Annotated in this window: 11 protein-coding genes, 40 tRNA genes, 2 rRNA genes and 1 pseudogene; 6 read left to right on the plus strand and 48 right to left on the minus strand. The window is 41.8% G+C overall.

From position 1 onward, the window contains the following. Positions 1–45: 45 nt before the first annotated feature. The gene (locus A2J09_RS13685) at positions 46–963 is read left to right on the plus strand and encodes a 1,4-dihydroxy-2-naphthoate polyprenyltransferase (protein ID WP_012295768.1); all 918 of its coding nucleotides are present in this window, start codon (positions 46–48) and stop codon (positions 961–963) included. A gap of 14 nt (positions 964–977) precedes the next feature. Here the strand turns inward: A2J09_RS13685 and A2J09_RS13690 are convergent, their stop codons facing one another. The 3 genes from A2J09_RS13690 to A2J09_RS13700 all read right to left on the minus strand — a co-directional run bounded on the left by A2J09_RS13690 (position 978) and on the right by A2J09_RS13700 (position 3,252). Next, on the minus strand, positions 978–1,907 hold the full coding sequence (locus A2J09_RS13690) for a dipeptidase (RefSeq protein ID WP_012295769.1): 930 nt from the start codon (positions 1,905–1,907) through the stop codon (positions 978–980). A gap of 45 nt (positions 1,908–1,952) precedes the next feature. Beyond that, a complete protein-coding gene (locus A2J09_RS13695; RefSeq protein WP_012295770.1) occupies positions 1,953–2,405 on the minus strand; it encodes a TraR/DksA C4-type zinc finger protein in 453 nt (150 codons plus the stop codon). Between the two features lie 85 nt (positions 2,406–2,490). After that, the gene (locus A2J09_RS13700) at positions 2,491–3,252 is read right to left on the minus strand and encodes a MerR family transcriptional regulator (protein ID WP_012295771.1); all 762 of its coding nucleotides are present in this window, start codon (positions 3,250–3,252) and stop codon (positions 2,491–2,493) included. 178 nt (positions 3,253–3,430) lie between these two features. On the opposite strand from A2J09_RS13700, the gene A2J09_RS13705 reads away from it, so the two are divergent. Then, positions 3,431–4,744: a trypsin-like peptidase domain-containing protein gene (locus A2J09_RS13705; RefSeq protein ID WP_012295772.1), complete on the plus strand. Its 1,314-nt coding sequence runs from the start codon at positions 3,431–3,433 to the stop codon at positions 4,742–4,744. Positions 4,745–4,808: 64 nt separating this feature from the next. On the opposite strand, the gene A2J09_RS13710 is transcribed toward A2J09_RS13705, so the two are convergent. The 24 genes and pseudogenes from A2J09_RS13710 to A2J09_RS13825 form a co-directional block, all read right to left on the minus strand. Next, positions 4,809–6,017 (minus strand): diaminopropionate ammonia-lyase, encoded by a 1,209-nt coding sequence (locus tag A2J09_RS13710; RefSeq protein WP_012295773.1) that lies wholly within the window; start codon positions 6,015–6,017, stop codon positions 4,809–4,811. A gap of 129 nt (positions 6,018–6,146) precedes the next feature. After that, positions 6,147–6,415, minus strand: a pseudogene (locus A2J09_RS13715) (iron siderophore-binding protein); the annotation flags it as partial. A 53-nt stretch (positions 6,416–6,468) separates the two neighbouring features. Next, positions 6,469–6,540: transfer RNA gene (locus A2J09_RS13720), tRNA-Glu, on the minus strand. A 2-nt stretch (positions 6,541–6,542) separates the two neighbouring features. Beyond that, positions 6,543–6,633: transfer RNA gene (locus tag A2J09_RS13725), tRNA-Ser, on the minus strand. A gap of 8 nt (positions 6,634–6,641) precedes the next feature. Further along, positions 6,642–6,718: transfer RNA gene (locus A2J09_RS13730), tRNA-Asn, on the minus strand. Between the two features lie 4 nt (positions 6,719–6,722). Next, positions 6,723–6,799, minus strand: a tRNA-Ile gene (locus tag A2J09_RS13735). Position 6,800: 1 nt separating this feature from the next. Continuing rightward, a tRNA-Gly gene (locus tag A2J09_RS13740) sits at positions 6,801–6,874 on the minus strand. 5 nt (positions 6,875–6,879) lie between these two features. Further along, positions 6,880–6,955: transfer RNA gene (locus tag A2J09_RS13745), tRNA-Phe, on the minus strand. A 56-nt stretch (positions 6,956–7,011) separates the two neighbouring features. Further along, positions 7,012–7,087 (minus strand) — tRNA-Asp (locus A2J09_RS13750). A 3-nt stretch (positions 7,088–7,090) separates the two neighbouring features. Then, positions 7,091–7,165: transfer RNA gene (locus tag A2J09_RS13755), tRNA-Met, on the minus strand. A gap of 51 nt (positions 7,166–7,216) precedes the next feature. Next, positions 7,217–7,309, minus strand: a tRNA-Ser gene (locus A2J09_RS13760). A gap of 15 nt (positions 7,310–7,324) precedes the next feature. Then, positions 7,325–7,401 (minus strand) — tRNA-Ile (locus A2J09_RS13765). Between the two features lie 7 nt (positions 7,402–7,408). Further along, a tRNA-Met gene (locus A2J09_RS13770) sits at positions 7,409–7,482 on the minus strand. A 27-nt stretch (positions 7,483–7,509) separates the two neighbouring features. Then, positions 7,510–7,585 (minus strand) — tRNA-Ala (locus A2J09_RS13775). A 17-nt stretch (positions 7,586–7,602) separates the two neighbouring features. Continuing rightward, a tRNA-Pro gene (locus tag A2J09_RS13780) sits at positions 7,603–7,679 on the minus strand. Between the two features lie 9 nt (positions 7,680–7,688). Next, positions 7,689–7,765: transfer RNA gene (locus tag A2J09_RS13785), tRNA-Arg, on the minus strand. Positions 7,766–7,773: 8 nt separating this feature from the next. Further along, a tRNA-Leu gene (locus A2J09_RS13790) sits at positions 7,774–7,862 on the minus strand. A 5-nt stretch (positions 7,863–7,867) separates the two neighbouring features. Further along, positions 7,868–7,942: transfer RNA gene (locus tag A2J09_RS13795), tRNA-Gly, on the minus strand. A gap of 36 nt (positions 7,943–7,978) precedes the next feature. Continuing rightward, positions 7,979–8,063 (minus strand) — tRNA-Leu (locus tag A2J09_RS13800). A gap of 21 nt (positions 8,064–8,084) precedes the next feature. Beyond that, positions 8,085–8,160: transfer RNA gene (locus A2J09_RS13805), tRNA-Lys, on the minus strand. Between the two features lie 6 nt (positions 8,161–8,166). Beyond that, positions 8,167–8,242: transfer RNA gene (locus A2J09_RS13810), tRNA-Thr, on the minus strand. A gap of 3 nt (positions 8,243–8,245) precedes the next feature. Continuing rightward, positions 8,246–8,321, minus strand: a tRNA-Val gene (locus tag A2J09_RS13815). Positions 8,322–8,331: 10 nt separating this feature from the next. After that, positions 8,332–8,447 (minus strand): 5S ribosomal RNA (gene rrf, locus A2J09_RS13820). Between the two features lie 248 nt (positions 8,448–8,695). Continuing rightward, positions 8,696–9,766: a cysteine desulfurase family protein gene (locus A2J09_RS13825; RefSeq protein ID WP_012295775.1), complete on the minus strand. Its 1,071-nt coding sequence runs from the start codon at positions 9,764–9,766 to the stop codon at positions 8,696–8,698. Positions 9,767–9,866: 100 nt separating this feature from the next. On the opposite strand from A2J09_RS13825, the gene nadB reads away from it, so the two are divergent. The 4 genes from nadB (at position 9,867) to A2J09_RS13845 (ending at position 13,922) form a co-directional block, all read left to right on the plus strand. Continuing rightward, positions 9,867–11,453: an L-aspartate oxidase gene (gene nadB, locus A2J09_RS13830; protein WP_012295776.1), complete on the plus strand. Its 1,587-nt coding sequence runs from the start codon at positions 9,867–9,869 to the stop codon at positions 11,451–11,453. Beyond that, a complete protein-coding gene (gene nadC, locus A2J09_RS13835; RefSeq protein ID WP_012295777.1) occupies positions 11,410–12,270 on the plus strand; it encodes a carboxylating nicotinate-nucleotide diphosphorylase in 861 nt (286 codons plus the stop codon). Before nadB ends, nadC begins: the two co-directional genes overlap by 44 nt. Beyond that, positions 12,257–13,360 carry a quinolinate synthase NadA gene (nadA, locus tag A2J09_RS13840; protein WP_012295778.1) on the plus strand — a complete coding sequence of 368 codons (1,104 nt, stop codon included), beginning with the start codon at positions 12,257–12,259 and terminating at the stop codon, positions 13,358–13,360. Before nadC ends, nadA begins: the two co-directional genes overlap by 14 nt. Positions 13,361–13,505: 145 nt before the next feature. Next, entirely contained in the window at positions 13,506–13,922 is a 417-nt protein-coding gene (locus A2J09_RS13845; protein WP_031416472.1) for a VOC family protein, read from the plus strand. 67 nt (positions 13,923–13,989) lie between these two features. Here A2J09_RS13845 and A2J09_RS13850 read toward each other — a convergent pair. From A2J09_RS13850 to rrf (A2J09_RS13950), 21 genes are all read right to left on the minus strand, one after another. After that, a tRNA-Glu gene (locus A2J09_RS13850) sits at positions 13,990–14,061 on the minus strand. 2 nt (positions 14,062–14,063) lie between these two features. Further along, positions 14,064–14,154, minus strand: a tRNA-Ser gene (locus A2J09_RS13855). Between the two features lie 9 nt (positions 14,155–14,163). Next, positions 14,164–14,240: transfer RNA gene (locus tag A2J09_RS13860), tRNA-Asn, on the minus strand. Positions 14,241–14,247: 7 nt separating this feature from the next. Continuing rightward, positions 14,248–14,321 (minus strand) — tRNA-Ile (locus A2J09_RS13865). A 1-nt stretch (position 14,322) separates the two neighbouring features. Beyond that, positions 14,323–14,396 (minus strand) — tRNA-Gly (locus A2J09_RS13870). A gap of 5 nt (positions 14,397–14,401) precedes the next feature. Beyond that, a tRNA-Phe gene (locus A2J09_RS13875) sits at positions 14,402–14,477 on the minus strand. A 56-nt stretch (positions 14,478–14,533) separates the two neighbouring features. Then, positions 14,534–14,609, minus strand: a tRNA-Asp gene (locus A2J09_RS13880). Positions 14,610–14,612: 3 nt separating this feature from the next. Further along, a tRNA-Met gene (locus tag A2J09_RS13885) sits at positions 14,613–14,687 on the minus strand. A gap of 51 nt (positions 14,688–14,738) precedes the next feature. Beyond that, positions 14,739–14,831: transfer RNA gene (locus A2J09_RS13890), tRNA-Ser, on the minus strand. A gap of 15 nt (positions 14,832–14,846) precedes the next feature. Next, a tRNA-Ile gene (locus A2J09_RS13895) sits at positions 14,847–14,923 on the minus strand. 7 nt (positions 14,924–14,930) lie between these two features. Continuing rightward, positions 14,931–15,004: transfer RNA gene (locus tag A2J09_RS13900), tRNA-Met, on the minus strand. A 27-nt stretch (positions 15,005–15,031) separates the two neighbouring features. Further along, positions 15,032–15,107 (minus strand) — tRNA-Ala (locus tag A2J09_RS13905). A 17-nt stretch (positions 15,108–15,124) separates the two neighbouring features. Further along, a tRNA-Pro gene (locus A2J09_RS13910) sits at positions 15,125–15,201 on the minus strand. Between the two features lie 9 nt (positions 15,202–15,210). Next, positions 15,211–15,287 (minus strand) — tRNA-Arg (locus A2J09_RS13915). A gap of 8 nt (positions 15,288–15,295) precedes the next feature. Continuing rightward, positions 15,296–15,384 (minus strand) — tRNA-Leu (locus A2J09_RS13920). A 5-nt stretch (positions 15,385–15,389) separates the two neighbouring features. Continuing rightward, positions 15,390–15,464: transfer RNA gene (locus A2J09_RS13925), tRNA-Gly, on the minus strand. A gap of 36 nt (positions 15,465–15,500) precedes the next feature. Then, a tRNA-Leu gene (locus A2J09_RS13930) sits at positions 15,501–15,585 on the minus strand. Between the two features lie 21 nt (positions 15,586–15,606). After that, positions 15,607–15,682: transfer RNA gene (locus A2J09_RS13935), tRNA-Lys, on the minus strand. A 6-nt stretch (positions 15,683–15,688) separates the two neighbouring features. Continuing rightward, positions 15,689–15,764, minus strand: a tRNA-Thr gene (locus A2J09_RS13940). Positions 15,765–15,767: 3 nt separating this feature from the next. Next, positions 15,768–15,843, minus strand: a tRNA-Val gene (locus A2J09_RS13945). A 10-nt stretch (positions 15,844–15,853) separates the two neighbouring features. Beyond that, positions 15,854–15,969: ribosomal RNA gene (gene rrf / locus A2J09_RS13950) — 5S ribosomal RNA — on the minus strand. Between the last annotated feature and the right edge of the window lie 93 nt (positions 15,970–16,062).

Consider the following 16,062-nt stretch of genomic DNA (forward strand, 5'->3'; position numbering starts at 1 on the left):
TTAAAATAAGAAGAGTCGACAACATTTGAAGGAGAGAAAGACCTTATGACCAAAGTCATTGAAGCTGATAGGGGTATTAAAGTTTGGTGGCATTTAACACGTCCACATACTTTAACCGCTTCATTTGTTCCAGTATTCCTAGGAACAGCAATTGCACTAGCAATTGAAAAAGAAACAATTGATTTTGGACTATTTTTTGCTATGCTCATTGCAAGTATGCTTATTCAAGCAGCAACGAATATGTTCAATGAATATTATGATTACAAATTAGGATTAGATAACGAGCATTCTGTCGGAATTGGCGGTACGATTGTCCGTCATGGTGTACAACCAAAAACGATCATGATGATTGCGCTAAGCTTCTATGCTATTGCCATGCTACTTGGCATTTACATATGTGCCTCAACATCTTGGTGGTTAGCTGCTGTTGGACTAGTTTGTATGCTAATTGGTTTCTTATATACAGGTGGTCCATACCCAATAGCCTATTCACCTTTTGGCGAAATAGTTTCTGGGGCAGTAATGGGAATGGGAATCGTTTTGATTGCTTTCTATATTCAAACGCTTACAGTAACACTTGATGCCGTTTTACTTTCCGTTCCAAGTATGATTTTAGTTGGTGCTATTATGCTATCCAATAATATTCGTGATATTGTTGGCGATACAGAAGGTGGACGCAAAACACTGGCTATTTTAGTAGGACGTGATAATGCAATCTCCGTGCTATCAGGATTTTTTATTGTATCCTACCTATGGGTAATCGCCCTTGTTGCAATTGATGGCATTACTTTTTGGGCTTTGATTATTTTCTTAAGTATTCCTAAACCATTACGTGCCATTCAAATATTCAGAGATAAAAAAGAAGCCAAAGAAGTGATGCCTGCGATGAAATATACAGCGCAAACGAATACAATCTTCGGCTTCCTATTAGGAATTGGTTTATTAATTGATTATTTCTTTTAAAAAGTGCGGCAGCCTTAACGGGTTGCTGCTTTTTTTACATAGCGTTTGAAATTCTGACTAGCGATTCCTTGTACTTCTTCTGCTGAAAAGCGAGTTCGTAATGCCTCTAATAAATTTTGAGCCTCTCCCGCATGAGCTAATCCTTTTACGGTCACACCTATGCCATCAAAATCTGATCCTAACCCTATATGCTCCACACCTACTAAGTGGGCTAAATGCTCCACATGATCAACCAATTGTTCCAGCGTTGCATCTTGTTCACTAATAAAGAGTGGAAAATAAACAACATGGATATGCCCTCCATGTTTTACAAGAGCCTTCGCTTGTGCATCTGTTAAATTACGAGGATGATCACATAATGCTCGTGCATTACTATGACTAGCAATAATATGCTTCGCTAATGGCAACACATCCCAAAAACTTTGTTCGTTTAGATGGGAGACGTCAATTATTATATCACGGTCATTTAATATTTGAATGACTTCTTTACCAAATGGCTTCAATCCAAGACTTGCCTCTTGCTCAGCTCCATGGGCAACAGCATTTTCTTCATTCCACGTTAAACCTACTAATTTGACGCCTGCATCAAGTACAGCAGTTAGCTTTGTTAAATCTTCGCCAATAGCACCACAGCCTTCTAAGCTTAAGATAGCTCCTATTTCATGGGGAGCTAATAGCTCTAACTGTGCCCAATCTGTAATATGCACCATGCCCTCTGTTTGTAAAACATGAGTATGAAATGCTTCCATTTGACGTATGACTTCAAGAAATTGCTGATTTTGTGGGATTTCAGGGTCAATAAAGATGGCGAATACCTGTGCTTTTATTTGCCCTAATTGCAGTCTTTTATGATTGACATGCATACGTACATCCTCTGCAAAACTTGCCGCTTCAAGCGTTGTTAATTTCAACAGTGCATCACAATGTAAATCAATAATGTTCATCTTCTCACCTCTACAGCTATTATACTGCTTTGGTAAGCAAAATACTTACTGACTTTTGTCCTGTGGTGTATCAGAAGAGCCAAATTCTTCAAGCTCAATAAAATCATCCGATCTTGGTGTTGAAGAGAGCACATCCTCTTCCACTGGTCGTAAATTATCCTCTTTCTTTTCCGCATGTTCGACACATGTCAAAGCCTGCGGCATAGCCTCTAAACGTCCAATTGGAATCTCTTTACCACAGACAGCACATTTGCCATATGTTCCGTCTACCATTGCTTGAAGAGCTTCTTTTATTTCCTCTGCATTGTCACCACGATGCTCGTCAATAGCCATTTCTGTGAGCTGATCCGTTAAATCACTGGCATTATCAGCAGGATGATTATCATAATTAGATAGCTCTGTCGCTTGGGGACGCTCTGATTCATCTATTCGCTTTTCGATTTCTTGTAATTCTTGCTCTAATTGCCTTTTTAATTTTTTCATAACTTGTTGATCCAAAAAAATCTCCTCCTTATGCTTTCATTTTTTCCTAATTTATTATTTCTAAAACATCAGCATAAGGAAGGTTTATTTATTTATATTTTTATTTATTCGTATACGCTACGATTGCATCATGTAAATACTGCGCAGCTCCCACTACACTACGCTCGTCGTAATAAGCGGTGAACCGTTCATCCGCAATATACATTTGAGCGAGTCCTACATGTGCCTCTTTAGAATATTCTTTCCATGTAAAGCTCAGCCATCGTTTATGGAGCTCCGCAACTTCCATCGCAATTTCATTTGTTGCGCCTCCCCCCCCTATTGCTTCTGTTAAACGCTCAAACATTTGCTGCTCCAATTGCTGCATTGCCTGAAACTGTTCCTCTGTCATATTCATAAGCTTAGCATTCGAAGCATCTACTGTTTTGTCTCCATATTTGGCACGGATTTCTTGACCATACTTATTTTCGTTATCCTCAACTAACTTTTCTTTAAATCCATTAAATTTTTCTTCATTTGACATAGGTTTTTCCCCCTCAATTGATAGTATCGTTTTTTCTACCGTCTGTAAGATCGTCTCAAGCTGTTCTTTTCGTTTAAGCAGAGCAGCTCTATGTGACTTTAGCGCCTTGAAATGTTGAAAATGAGGAGCTTGAATAATATCCTGAATAGTTGCTAGCTTCATATCCAACGCTCGGTAAAATAAAATCTGCTGTAGCAGATCAACTTCCACTTGACCGTAAAATCGATAACCTGCCTCATTGGTTCTTGCTGGCTTCAGTAGTCCAATTTCATCGTAATAGCGCAGAGTTCTCGTACTTACCCCAGACAATTGGGCAAGCTCTTGAATTGTATATTCCATGTTTTCACCTCCATTAATGCTACTGTAAACTTTGACGCAACGTTAAGGTCAATAGGCAAATTAAAATTATTTCCCCCCCCTAAAATCATCCTCTCCATTCATACAATTCCATAACTACCTATAAATCTATAATTTTTAACCGATACAAATAGTAAATATTTCACAGGAGGGTAATAGGATGAAATGTCCGAATTGTCAGCATGAAAATCTAAATGACAGTAAATTTTGCTCAGGTTGTGGTACTAAATTGACTAATTCATCATCAAAACAAGGTGTCCCAGCATGGGCCATTATTGTATTGTCCGTCTGTTTCATTGCAATTGGTGGGCTAGGCTATGCGTACTGGGACTTTTTCTCAAATAAAAATTCAGCCACTTACTCAGAAATAAACGGCAATCAGAATTTAGAGACACAGATACAACAAGTTTCCTCTGAGGAACTGACGAAAAAGCAAGAGGCTCATGCACAGCAGGTTGATCGCGTTACTCTTATAAAGGAAATTCAGCAAAAGGTATTCACCATCCTAACGAACAATGCGCAAGGTTCAGGCTTCCTCTATAAAAAAGGAGGGTATGTTATTACTAATGCGCATGTTGTGCAAGGTGCAGTCGAAGTAATGGTTCGTAACTCTGTGGGTCAAGAATCACCTGGTACTGTAGTCGGTATATCTAATCGTTATGATATAGCTTTAATACATGTTCCTAACTATCAAGACAAACCCCCATTAGGAATTGAAACAACAGAATCACCTATTGGCTTAGAGGTCATTGCTTTCGGAAGTCCACAAGGCTTTGAAAATTCAGCTTCCATTGGCTATATAACAGGTAATAAACGTGATATGAAACTTGAAAATTTTATATACAAACAAATATATCAGGTCGATGCTCAAATTGATAAAGGTAGTAGTGGGGGGCCATTGGTGGATGTTAATACAGGAAATGTAATTGGCATTAACTCACTACTTTACACAACCGAAACAAGTACACACTTCGCCTTCTCTATCCCTCTTTACAGTATGGTAGATCAATTTGATGGTTGGATTGCTCAGCCTCTTTCTGCAAATGAGGTTCTTTCTGTTGCTAATCTATACGAAAATAATCAACAACCTGTTAGTAAATCAGATATTACTAATGAAACGGACAATTTGTTAGCAGGTCAATTCGTACAAGCATTCCGCCTATACTATGAAATGGCTCTTAATGAGGGGGATTTTTATTGGATTGCCGATATGCTTGCGCCTAGTAGTTCTGCTTATAAAGAACTAGAAAAATATATTAATGAGATTGCGTATCAAGGCAACTACTTCTATTTTACAAACAATGAAGTACTTGATGTACAATATTCGAACGGCCAATACTATGTGGATATGAATGAAACCTTTGATTTCTATGATGCCCAAGGTAATTATCAATTTTACGATCGGTATAAGACGTATACTGTGATCACAGATGAATACGGTGCTTATAAAATTGCCACTATTAAAATTCACTAATATCATCTTTTTTTACAATGAAAGCCATCGAGAGTGAACTTCTCGATGGCTTTCGTCTAAATTACTATTGATATTTTCCATGCCACACTATTTGTCGATAATTTTCTTTATCCGTGTCACCCTCTGTATTAATTAATAATACTCTCGAAGCGCTATTTAACTGTAACGTATCTTTTAATTGTCTATAACGATTATTTGTCATGATTTCATAAAAACAACCAAATGGAGCTGCTCCCGATTCTCCTGCTACAATGCGTGTATCTGTGTTCAATGGATTACCAAGGATACGCATTCCTGTTGCTGCTACTTCTTCCCCGCAACTAATGCTTACTTTCGTATAGGCATTTAACAGTTGCCATGCCTGAGGATTCGGTTCGCCGCACGCAAGCCCTGCCATTATCGTTTGCATGTCGCCACCAACAGTTATAAATTCATTGGTTCCTGCTTTAAAGCTTTCATAATAACAATTAGCTACATGTGGCTCTACTAAAACAATAGTAATTTCATGCTCATAGTATTGTCTTAAAAAGGCAACGACTGCTGCTGCAAAAGACCCTACTCCGGCTTGTAAAAACACATGGGTTGGAGCTTGTTCTATCTCTTCAACAACCTCTTGTATTAGAGTTGTATAGCCCTGCATAATCCATAATGGGATTTCCTCATAGCCATCCCACATTGTATCCTGAATTAAAACCCAACCATGTTCTTTAGCAAGGTGTGAAGTATAACGAACCGTATCATCATAATTCATTGCCGTAATTTCAGCATGGGCTCCCTCATTTATAATGTTTTGTAATCGTTCCTTGGCGCTACCAGCAGGCATATAGATTCGTGCTTGAAAACCTAGCTCTCGAGCTGCCCAAGCTACCCCACGACCATGGTTCCCATCTGTTGTTGAAATAAAGGTTAACTCTCCCAACTGATCTTTTATTTTGGATGACTTTAATTGTTCAAATGAAAGATCTTCAATATCTTTATTGAGCAGATTGGCAACATATTGTGCGATAGCATAAACGCCTCCTAGTACTTTAAAGGCATTCAAACCAAATCGAAACGATTCATCTTTTATCCAGATTTTTTCTACATCTAAATAAGAAGCTAATGATGCTAAATGATGGAGTGGTGTCTTTTCAAACTTCTCATATGTACGTTGGAATTGACTAACTTTCTTTACTTGTTCAAGTGTAAAATTCGAAAGTAAGGCTGTTATTTGTCCGTCATTATCTTGGCCTACATCATGTTGATTAGGAATCCATTTTAATTTTTCTCTCATATCTCTCCCCCTCTCTCCACATCTTAGTCTATCTCTCTAAAAAATACAAAATGCTCTTACTATCTAACGTAGGAAATAAAAAAACTATACACTCACCTTATTTCCATGAATGTATAGCTTATCCATTAATTATTTCGCAAAGATTTCTTCTACTTGATCTAGCATAATAGCAGCAGCTAAAATTCCTCCAGCTGTACTCCAAATGACATCATCTACTTTATGTGCATTGCCTTTTTGTACAGCAGAAAGGTTTTTCCAAAGAGGATCTCTGTCCACTCTTGTTCAGTTGCTAATGCTGAATCATCACCTATTGGCATGTATGTGAAGAAGAAAATAACATTCCCATCCATTTGGGGGATTACTTCTTTCCCTACCTCTACTGCTAAGTTTTCTAGCTTTTCAGTTCATAAAAAAAGTGCAGTAGATGTAAATTCATCTACTGCACTTAGTATGACCCGTACGGGATTCGAACCCGTGTTACCGCCGTGAAAGGGCGGTGTCTTAACCACTTGACCAACGGGCCGATGGCGGAGAAGGAGGGATTTGAACCCTCGCGCCGGTTACCCGACCTACACCCTTAGCAGGGGCGCCTCTTCAGCCTCTTGAGTACTTCCCCATAAAAAATGGCTCCGAAGGCAGGACTCGAACCTGCGACAACCTGATTAACAGTCAGGTGCTACTACCAACTGAGCTACTTCGGAATATTGGTGGGCCTAAATGGACTCGAACCATCGACCTCACGCTTATCAGGCGTGCGCTCTAACCAGCTGAGCTATAGGCCCTTGGAGCGGGTGATGGGAATCGAACCCACGACATCAGCTTGGAAGGCTGAGGTTTTACCATTAAACTACACCCGCATAAATGGTGGGTCAGGACGGAATCGAACCGCCGACACTTAGAGCTTCAATCTAATGCTCTACCAACTGAGCTACTGACCCATTTCGTCCATGCTAAGCTTGCTCACTCTTTGCTTATCACGTCTATCAATAAATAATGGCGGTCCCGACCGGGATCGAACCGGCGATCTCCTGCGTGACAGGCAGGCATGTTAACCGCTACACCACGGGACCATTTGGTTGCGGGGGCCGGATTTGAACCAACGACCTTCGGGTTATGAGCCCGACGAGCTACCACTGCTCCACCCCGCGATAATCATATTGTCTTTTCGAGTTTTTAAAGCACCATTCATTCATAGAAACTGGAGGAGGTAGAGGGATTCGAACCCCCGCGCGGTGTTACCCGCCTGTCGGTTTTCAAGACCGATCCCTTCAGCCAGACTTGGGTATACCTCCGTAACAATATATAAATGGTGGACCTTGCAGGACTCGAACCTGCGACCGGACGGTTATGAGCCGTCTGCTCTAACCAACTGAGCTAAAGGTCCTTTAAGATGGCGGCAGAGGGGATCGAACCCCCGACCTTACGGGTATGAACCGTACGCTCTAGCCAGCTGAGCTACGCCGCCAGGATCTTTATACTGGTTATTTTACTATGGTGGAGCCTAGCGGGATCGAACCGCTGACCTCCTGCGTGCAAGGCAGGCGCTCTCCCAGCTGAGCTAAGGCCCCATAATATTTTTTGGAAATGGTCGGGAAGACAGGATTCGAACCTGCGACCCCTTGGTCCCAAACCAAGTGCTCTACCAAGCTGAGCTACTTCCCGTTGTTCTTATGGCGCGCCCGACAGGAGTCGAACCCATAACCTTCTGATCCGTAGTCAGACGCTCTATCCAATTGAGCTACGGGCGCATATAAAATGGTGCCGAGGACCGGAATCGAACCGGTACGGTAGTCACCTACCGCAGGATTTTAAGTCCTGTGCGTCTGCCAGTTCCGCCACCCCGGCACATTTGGAGCGGAAGACGAGGTTCGAACTCGCGACCCCCACCTTGGCAAGGTGGTGTTCTACCACTGAACTACTTCCGCATGTGCATAAGTTTTTTTATCTGGCATATAGAAAAATGGTGCGGGTGAAGGGAGTCGAACCCCCACGCCTTGCGGCGCTAGATCCTAAGTCTAGTGCGTCTGCCAATTCCGCCACACCCGCTTAATATGGTTGGTACTTAAATGGTGAGCCATGAAGGACTCGAACCTTCGACCCTCTGATTAAAAGTCAGATGCTCTACCAACTGAGCTAATGGCTCAAAAAATGGTGCCGGCTATAGGAATCGAACCCACGACCTACTGATTACAAGTCAGTTGCTCTACCTGCTGAGCTAAACCGGCGAATGGTGGAGGATGACGGGCTCGAACCGCCGACCCTCTGCTTGTAAGGCAGATGCTCTCCCAGCTGAGCTAATCCTCCTGGGTATTATGCCTAGCGACGTCCTACTCTCACAGGGGGAAGCCCCCAACTACCATCGGCGCTAAAGAGCTTAACTTCCGTGTTCGGTATGGGAACGGGTGTGACCTCTTTGCCATCATCACTAGACTGTTTTATTATGTATCTTGTTTTGAAGTTGTTTACCTGTCCTTCAAGACAAGAATTATTGTATAACGTTTTCTCATATTGTGCAATACTTTTTTATAAAAAAAAGAAATTATTACTTTTAAAAGATATTTTTGTTAAGTAAGAGAAAATATTGCCCTGCAAAATATTATAGCAATAGTTGTTTCAAAAGAAAACAATTATTTTTCATCTATATATTTTCAGCTTATTATCTAACTTAAAACTTGCTACTAAATAGTAGCAAGTTCCCTAGTCAATCTATCAATTTCTTTAAATGTTGTTGAATCTCCGAAAGATATTCTAAAGAATCGGCGAGCCGCTTCGATTGAATAATTCATCGATAAAATGGCTTTTGTTCCGGATTCGCTATGAATATCACACGCACTTCCTGTTGATATACTAATCCCTGCCTCGTTTAATTTTAATAATACATACTGCCCCTCCACTTTACTCATCATAACACCACAAATATTCGGCAATTGCTGCTTACACTCTATTAGTTGGCCTGTTTTAGGTAGGCGACTTTTAAAATATCTTCTTAATTCCTCGTAATGCTGTCTTTCATAATTATTATTTTCAACCGCTGCTGCAAAGGAAACAATTGAAGGTGTATCTAAAGTCCCCCCTCTTAGTCCTCTCTCATGAGTTACGCCTGGCGTTAGTGCTGGAACACGGATTGCAGGGTTTATATAAACTGCACCACATCCTTTAGGTCCTCCTATTTTATGTGCAGAGATTGTCATGGCGTCTCCCCCTCTTGGTATAGTTAATTTTCCAAAGGATTGCACACAATCTATATGACAGTAAACAGCGGATTCTTTGGCTGCCTCAATTATTTTTTCCACAGGTTGAATAGAGCCAATTTCTGAATTTACATGTTGAATAGAAATTAATGCTGTATCTTTGCGAATAGCATGTAGAAGTTGCTCTGAGTCAATACAGCCATCCTTTTGCAACGGTAATTTTGTCACTTCAAAGCCCATTTTCTCCAATGTATTCATGGCCGCATGTACAGACGTATGTTCAGCTTGTGATGAAATAATATGCCTCCCTTTTTTAGAGGCTAATGCTAATGACAAAATGGCCATAATATTTCCTTCTGTTCCACTTCCAGTAAAGATAACACCATCACTATTGACACCGAGCTCATGGGCTATAATCTCTCTTGACTGCTGGATAAAATAATGAGCTTGCCCTCCTAAATCATGGAGGCTTGAGCTATTTCCATAATAACGCTGTGCCACCTCTACATATGCTTCAAGCGCTTTTTTCGTCATTGGTGATGTTGCTGCGTAATCCATGTAGATCATCGTATTCTTCCTCTCTCGTTCAACAGGTCTTGTTTTCTTTTTTATTTTATGTAAAGATAATTGTCAAGACAACTGTAAAGAAGGTATAACTATGGATGTAAAGACAGACGTCCTGATAATTGGCAGTGGTATTGCAGCACTTCAGGCTGCTCTATTGCTTGAAGAACATTTTAAAATACAAATAGTTACAAAATCATCCGTCCATACAAGTAGTTCTTATCGTGCCCAGGGTGGCATTGCTGCTGTGATAAGTGAGGAGGACCATATTGATTGCCATGTTGCGGATACATTGAAGGCTGGAGAGTTTCATCATGAAAGTAGACATGTTCAAACACTCATAGAAGAAGGCACAAAAATAATGCGCAATTACCTTAAAGCTGGTTTTCCTATTGATCGGCATAACAATGGAGCTCCTGCTCTAGGTCTAGAGGGTGCACATAGTCATCATCGTATTCTACATGCAGGTGGTGATCGTACTGGTCAAATTTTCATAGATTACTTGCTTCATAAACTTTCACCTAACACGAAGATAAATTGCTATGAAATGGCCTATGAGCTTTTACTGAATAAAAATGGTGACTGTATAGGTGTACTCACAAAAGGAAGAGAAGGCACTAAACGCTACTTTGCTCATCATGTTATTTTAGCGACAGGTGGTGCTGGAGCACTTTATTCAAGTACATCTAATGATCCAACAAATACTGGTGATGGTATTGCTTTAGCCTTTCGAGCAGGCGCTGCAATTAGTGATATGGAATTTATACAGTTTCATCCAAGCCTACTTTGGTGTGAAAATGAGGCAAAAGGATTGATTTCTGAAGCAGTACGTGGTGCTGGCGGTATCTTTGTCGATGCACAACGTCGTCCAATTATGAAGGGCATACATGCACAACTAGACTTAGCACCAAGACATATTACAGCGCTCGCATTATTTAAGAAACGGGCTGCTGGTGAGGAAACATTCCTTGATATTTCCTCTATCCAAAATTTTGATGTTAAATTTCCATCAATCACACAGCTTTGCCGTAATAACCATGTTGACTTACAAGAAGGCCTGATTCCCGTTTCACCAGGAAGTCATTTTTTAATGGGCGGTATTATTGCTGATGACAAAGGAAGGACCACTATAGCCAACTTGTATGCTATCGGCGAAGTGGCCTGTACGGGGGTCCATGGCGCTAATCGTTTAGCCAGTAACTCCCTATTGGAAGGAATTACTTTTGGTCAAAGAATGGCATATTTCATTATTCAACAAGGCTGTAGCCAAAAAGATTTCTTACTTGCTAACGATAAAAATGTCGATTCAATGCCGTTATTATTTAGCAAACAACAATTACAACAACACATGATGCAGTACTTAGGCATCGTTAGAAACGGTGACGACTTGCAATATTCCCTCCAGCAATTACCCTCTATACACGCACTTCTCCATGCAAATTTAAAGGGTTTGCAACAGATTGAGCTGGAACTATATATGATGCATGTTGTCGCCACACTAATAACCCATGCAGCCATTACAAGAACTGAAACACGTGGAGCACACATTCGTAGCGATAACCCCAAAATGGAAGCACAATGGGCAAATCGATGGATAATTTTTTCGCAAGGACAAATGAAAGTGAGGAATTCATTGTATGAATATCATCAAACTCGAGGAAATGCTCAAGCAATTTTTTAATGAGGATATAGGTGATGGGGATTTATCGAGTGAATATATTTTTTCTCCTAAACAGCAAGGAACCTTTTCATTTTATGCCAAAGAAAGTGGCATTTTTTGTGGGGCATCTATTATTGAGCACGGCTTCCTCTTATTAGATCGGTCTATAGAAGTCAACCTTCCTAAAAAAGATGGAGAATCCATAGAGGTTGGTGATGTCATTGCCATTATAGATGGTCCCTTACAAAAATTACTAATGGGAGAACGTGTGATTTTAAATCTTATACAACGTATGTCTGCGATAGCTACGGCTGCTCACCTAGCCGTCCAGGAAATTGCAGGAACGAACACAAAAATATGTGATACGCGTAAAACAATACCGGGTTTGCGTATGCTTGATAAATATGCTGTTAGAACTGGTGGTGCTTTTAACCATCGCAATGGTCTATATGATGCAATCATGCTAAAGGATAATCATATTGCTTTTGCTGGTAGCATCACAAAAGCCATTCAGGCTGCTAGAGAGAAAGTTGGTCATACCGTTAAAATTGAAGTAGAAATTGAAACGAAAAAACAGCTAGATGAAGCCATTTTAGCTGGAGCAGATATTATAATGTTTGATAATCGAAGTCCTGAGGAAATACGTGCATGGCTGCCTGCTGTTCCTTCTTCTATAACGACTGAAGCATCAGGAGGCATTACACTTGAAAATATAAGGGCCTATGCTCAAGCCGGTGTACAATGGATTTCACTTGGTACTCTAACCCATTCAGTCAAAGCCTTTGACATTAGCGCCCTCGTCCAAATGAAAGGAGGCCATTCCATTGTCCATCACTAGCTTATTACAACAGACGACGTTACTTCCTGAGCATTATCGTGCATTATCGATAACGGAAATGGAATCACGTATTTTATCAATCAAAAAAAAATTAGGATCCAAGCTTTTTATTCCGGGACATCACTATCAAAAAGATGAAGTTATACAATTTGCTGATGCAACAGGAGATTCCCTACAGCTGGCTCAGTTATCTGCCGCAAACAAAGAGGCAGAGCACATTGTATTTTGTGGCGTGCATTTTATGGCTGAAACTGCTGATATGCTAACATCAAAACGGCAACATGTATATTTACCAGATATGCGTGCAGGTTGTTCGATGGCTGATATGGCAGATATCTATCAAACTGAACAAGCATGGCCAATTTTGCAGCAGCTCTTTGGCGATACGATCACCCCACTTACCTATGTTAATTCAACAGCAGCTATTAAAGCCTTTACAGGAAGACATGGTGGTGCTTGTGTAACATCATCTAATGCTAAGGAGCTTGTTCAGTGGGCATTTACACAAAAACAGCGTATCTTCTTTTTACCTGACCAACATTTAGGAAGAAATACTGCTTATGACTTAGGTGTTCCGCTCGAAAATATGGCGGTTTGGAATCCACATAAGAATATACTTGAGACTAAACAACCTATTGAAAACATCCAAGTTATTCTATGGAAGGGGCATTGCTCTGTGCATGAAGGGTTTACAGTTCAACATACGGAGACTGTTCGTAAGGAATATCCATCCATGAGAATTATTGTTCATCCTGAATGTAGTCGAGAGGTTGTAGACGCGGCTGATGATGCTGGCTCAACTAAGTACATTATTGATACAATTAATCAAGCACCTAGTGGGTCTGCATGGGCAATAGGGACAGAAATGAATCTGGTCAATCGTATTATAAAGCAGCATCCAGATAAGCAAATTATCTCTTTAAATGAAAACTTTTGTCCTTGCTTAACGATGAATCGCATTGATCTTCCCCATTTGCTGTGGTGCCTTGAAAGTATTGATCACGGTCAACCGCATAACCGTATACAAGTTGATGATCATACTAGCAAGGAAGCTCTTAGTTCGCTGGAAAGAATGTTAGCAAGAAGATAAATCAGGATATTAAAGCAGAGATGTTGATGTTGTAAAATAACAATATTTCTGCTTTTTACTTGTATAGAATTAAGTATCCAGGTTACCTCCTGAAATTGACAGCAATTTATTCTTTATGATAATGTCGATTTGGAGGTGATAAGAAATGTCTTTTCAATCAAAAAATATTTTCATTAATTTACCAGTAAAAAATTTAAACAAATCCACGTCGTTTTTTCAGAAGTTAGGTTTTGAGTTCAATCAACAATTCAGTGACGAAACGACTGCCTCAATGATTATTAGTGAGAATATTTTTGCTTTACTAATGGTCGAAGATCGTTTCAAAGGATTTACTAACAAGAAAATTACGGATACTACTGTTTCTGCAGAAGCAATTTTATGTCTATCTGCAGATAATCGCGAGCAAGTAGATCAGCTAGTAAATAAGGCACTTGCCTCCGGGGGAAAACCTTATAGTGATCCACAAGATCATGGATTTATGTATGGCTGGGGTTTTCAAGATTTAGATGGACATATTTGGGAAGTAGTTTATATGGATGAACATGCAATGAATCAAGAGTAAATCGATTATCTAACATTATTTTTCTATAAAAAAACAGTAGACGCTAGTGCATCTACTGTTTTTTATATGACCCGTACGGGATTCGAACCCGTGTTACCGCCGTGAAAGGGCGGTGTCTTAACCACTTGACCAACGGGCCGATGGCGGAGAAGGAGGGATTTGAACCCTCGCGCCGGTTACCCGACCTACACCCTTAGCAGGGGCGCCTCTTCAGCCTCTTGAGTACTTCCCCATAAAAAAATGGCTCCGAAGGCAGGACTCGAACCTGCGACAACCTGATTAACAGTCAGGTGCTACTACCAACTGAGCTACTTCGGAATAATAATGGGCCTAAATGGACTCGAACCATCGACCTCACGCTTATCAGGCGTGCGCTCTAACCAGCTGAGCTATAGGCCCTTGGAGCGGGTGATGAGAATCGAACTCACGACATCAGCTTGGAAGGCTGAGGTTTTACCATTAAACTACACCCGCATAAATGGTGGGTCAGGACGGAATCGAACCGCCGACACTTAGAGCTTCAATCTAATGCTCTACCAACTGAGCTACTGACCCATTTCGTCCATGCTAAGCTTGCTCACTCTTTGCTTATCACGTCTATCAATAAATAATGGCGGTCCCGACCGGGATCGAACCGGCGATCTCCTGCGTGACAGGCAGGCATGTTAACCGCTACACCACGGGACCATTTGGTTGCGGGGGCCGGATTTGAACCAACGACCTTCGGGTTATGAGCCCGACGAGCTACCACTGCTCCACCCCGCGATAATCATATTGTCTTTTCGAGTTTTTAAAGCACCATTCATTCATAGAAACTGGAGGAGGTAGAGGGATTCGAACCCCCGCGCGGTGTTACCCGCCTGTCGGTTTTCAAGACCGATCCCTTCAGCCAGACTTGGGTATACCTCCGTAACAATATATAAATGGTGGACCTTGCAGGACTCGAACCTGCGACCGGACGGTTATGAGCCGTCTGCTCTAACCAACTGAGCTAAAGGTCCTTTAAGATGGCGGCAGAGGGGATCGAACCCCCGACCTTACGGGTATGAACCGTACGCTCTAGCCAGCTGAGCTACGCCGCCAGGATCTTTATACTGGTTATTTTACTATGGTGGAGCCTAGCGGGATCGAACCGCTGACCTCCTGCGTGCAAGGCAGGCGCTCTCCCAGCTGAGCTAAGGCCCCATAATATTTTTTGGAAATGGTCGGGAAGACAGGATTCGAACCTGCGACCCCTTGGTCCCAAACCAAGTGCTCTACCAAGCTGAGCTACTTCCCGTTGTTCTTATGGCGCGCCCGACAGGAGTCGAACCCATAACCTTCTGATCCGTAGTCAGACGCTCTATCCAATTGAGCTACGGGCGCATATAAAATGGTGCCGAGGACCGGAATCGAACCGGTACGGTAGTCACCTACCGCAGGATTTTAAGTCCTGTGCGTCTGCCAGTTCCGCCACCCCGGCACATTTGGAGCGGAAGACGAGGTTCGAACTCGCGACCCCCACCTTGGCAAGGTGGTGTTCTACCACTGAACTACTTCCGCATGTGCATAAGTTTTTTTATCTGGCATATTGAAAAATGGTGCGGGTGAAGGGAGTCGAACCCCCACGCCTTGCGGCGCTAGATCCTAAGTCTAGTGCGTCTGCCAATTCCGCCACACCCGCTTAATATGGTTGGTACTTAAATGGTGAGCCATGAAGGACTCGAACCTTCGACCCTCTGATTAAAAGTCAGATGCTCTACCAACTGAGCTAATGGCTCAAAAAATGGTGCCGGCTATAGGAATCGAACCCACGACCTACTGATTACAAGTCAGTTGCTCTACCTGCTGAGCTAAACCGGCGAATGGTGGAGGATGACGGGCTCGAACCGCCGACCCTCTGCTTGTAAGGCAGATGCTCTCCCAGCTGAGCTAATCCTCCTGGGTATTATGCCTAGCGACGTCCTACTCTCACAGGGGGAAGCCCCCAACTACCATCGGCGCTAAAGAGCTTAACTTCCGTGTTCGGTATGGGAACGGGTGTGACCTCTTTGCCATCATCACTAGACTATGCTCGGCTTTCAATATACATCGCATTTCTTCGTCAGCTCCTGTCGTTCAGTCAGTCACGTACTTGAGTACGCTCCTTCCCTCTCTCCAT

Origin of the sequence: Lysinibacillus sphaericus (genome assembly GCF_001629735.1) — a bacterium.
Taxonomy (GTDB): Bacteria; Bacillota; Bacilli; order Bacillales_A; family Planococcaceae; genus Lysinibacillus; species Lysinibacillus pinottii.